Origin of the sequence: Actinoallomurus acaciae (assembly GCF_042429965.1) — a bacterium.
Lineage (GTDB): Bacteria > Actinomycetota > Actinomycetes > Streptosporangiales > Streptosporangiaceae > Actinoallomurus > Actinoallomurus acaciae.
The window spans coordinates 1-1,740 of the sequence record NZ_JBHLZP010000944.1 but is presented as its reverse complement, the minus strand read 5'-3'; the positions used below and the strand labels follow the sequence as shown (position 1 = coordinate 1,740).

The window sequence follows — 1,740 nt, the reverse complement described above, 5'->3', positions numbered from 1 at the left end:
CGGGCGCGCCGCGCGACGGTCTCGGTCCCCGGCCCCGGCTCTCCCGCGCCCGTCCGGGCGGCCACACGGCGGCCCAGCAGACCCTGGTCCATCCCGGGCCCGGCCGACACGACCGTACCGGCCACCCCGCCGCCGGGGACGTACGGAGGTGTGACGATCGGGAACGGGAACGCGCCCCGCCGGATCACCGTGTCGAGATGGAGCGTGTCGGCGACGGCGATCTCGATCAGCACCTGCCCGGGCCCGGCGACCGGATCGGGCGCCTCGACGGCGGCCGGCACGTCCGGCTCGCCGAACCGCGTCGCTCGCACGCACAGCATGGACGACCTCCATCGGGGTTCGACGGCGACGATCGCCGAAAGTGTAACAGCGCGACTGACGATCAGCCGGTCTGTTAAACTCTGCCGGTGCCCGATACGATTCCCGAGTCCCTGCGGGGCCGCCTGAGCTACCTGCTGGGCACCCTGCACCGCCGCGCGATCGACCTGGAGACCGAGGCGCTCACGCCGCTCGGCATCGGCGTCAAGCAGCAGGCCGCCCTCGACGTGCTCGCGGGCGAGGGGCCGATGACCCAGCAGCGGCTCGGGCTGCGGCTCGGCATCGACCGTACGACCATCGTCGCCGTCGTCGACGGCCTGCAGGACGCCGGGCTGATCGAGCGGACCCGCGCCCCGGCCGACCGGCGCGCCCACCTCATCGTGGTCACCGAGTCCGGGAGGGCGGCGCAGCGGCGCGGCCGGCACCTGGTGCGCCAGGCGGAACGCGACCTGCTGAGCGCGCTCACCGACGAGGAACGCGACGCCGTCACCGGTCTGCTGGCCCGCGCCCTGCCGGAGCGGACGCCACCGGGTGCGGGGCGCTGACGCCCCGGCCGTTCTGGTGCTGCTCGACCGTGCCGCGTCATCCCCGGCAGACCGCCCGGCCGAAATGCTGCGGGGTGCCCCGTCTGTGGTTCTTCACGAGACGGGACACCCCTGCTCTTGGGGGACGGCGCTCAGGCGACGATGCGCAGCGGGTTCTCCAGCAGTTCGGCGAGCCGGCCGAGGAACGCCGCGCCGGTCGCGCCGTCGCAGGCGCGGTGGTCGATCGACAGTGTGATCGTCATCCGGTCGCGGGGGACCACCTCGCCGTCGCGGAACACCACGTCCTTGCGGGTCGCGCCCACGGCGAGGATCGCCGCCTCCGGCGGGTTGATCACGGCGGTGAAGGCGTCCACGCCGAACATGCCCAGGTTGCTCACCGTGAACGTGCCGCCCGACATCTCCTGCGGCGTCAGTTTCTGCTCCCGGGCCCGTCCGGCCAGCTCCCGCGTCTCCGCGCCGATCTGGGACACGCTCTTGCGGTCGGCATCGCGGACCACCGGCACGACCAGGCCCTCCTCCAGGGCCACCGCCACGCCCACGTGCACCCGTTTATGCACGAGCAGGTGCTCCTCGGTGAACGAGACGTTCAGCACCGGGTTGGCGCGCAGCGCCGTCGCACACGCCTTGACGATCAGGTCGTTGACGCTGACCTTGGCGGGGGCGAGCGCGGCGTTGAGCGTCGCGCGGAAGGCGAGCAGCTCCTCCACGTCGATGACACGCGTCAGGTAGAAGTGCGGCGCGGTCCGCATGCTCTCGGCGAGCCGGCGCGCGGTGACCTTGCGGATCCGGCTCAGCGGCACCCGCTCGACGTCCTCGTCCTCGGCAGGCGCCTGGGCCGGCTGCGGGGCCACCGCCGGCGCGGCGGGCTGCGTGGGCG

Annotated in this window: 3 protein-coding genes; 1 reads left to right on the top strand and 2 read right to left on the bottom strand. The window is 73.7% G+C overall.

The genetic code is table 11. The features are described from left to right. Window positions 1-320: alcohol dehydrogenase catalytic domain-containing protein (locus ACFFNX_RS49195; protein ID WP_378213368.1), on the bottom strand; the 320-nt coding region annotated here is incomplete at its 3' end. A gap of 87 nt (window positions 321-407) precedes the next feature. Between ACFFNX_RS49195 and ACFFNX_RS49190 the strand changes: the two genes are divergently transcribed. Next, complete coding sequence (locus ACFFNX_RS49190; RefSeq protein ID WP_378213366.1) at window positions 408-863, top strand: MarR family winged helix-turn-helix transcriptional regulator; 456 nt, start codon at window positions 408-410, stop codon at window positions 861-863. Between the two features lie 131 nt (window positions 864-994). Here ACFFNX_RS49190 and ACFFNX_RS49185 read toward each other — a convergent pair. Then, the coding region (locus ACFFNX_RS49185; RefSeq protein WP_378213365.1) for a dihydrolipoamide acetyltransferase family protein at window positions 995-1,740 on the bottom strand (746 nt) is incomplete at its 5' end.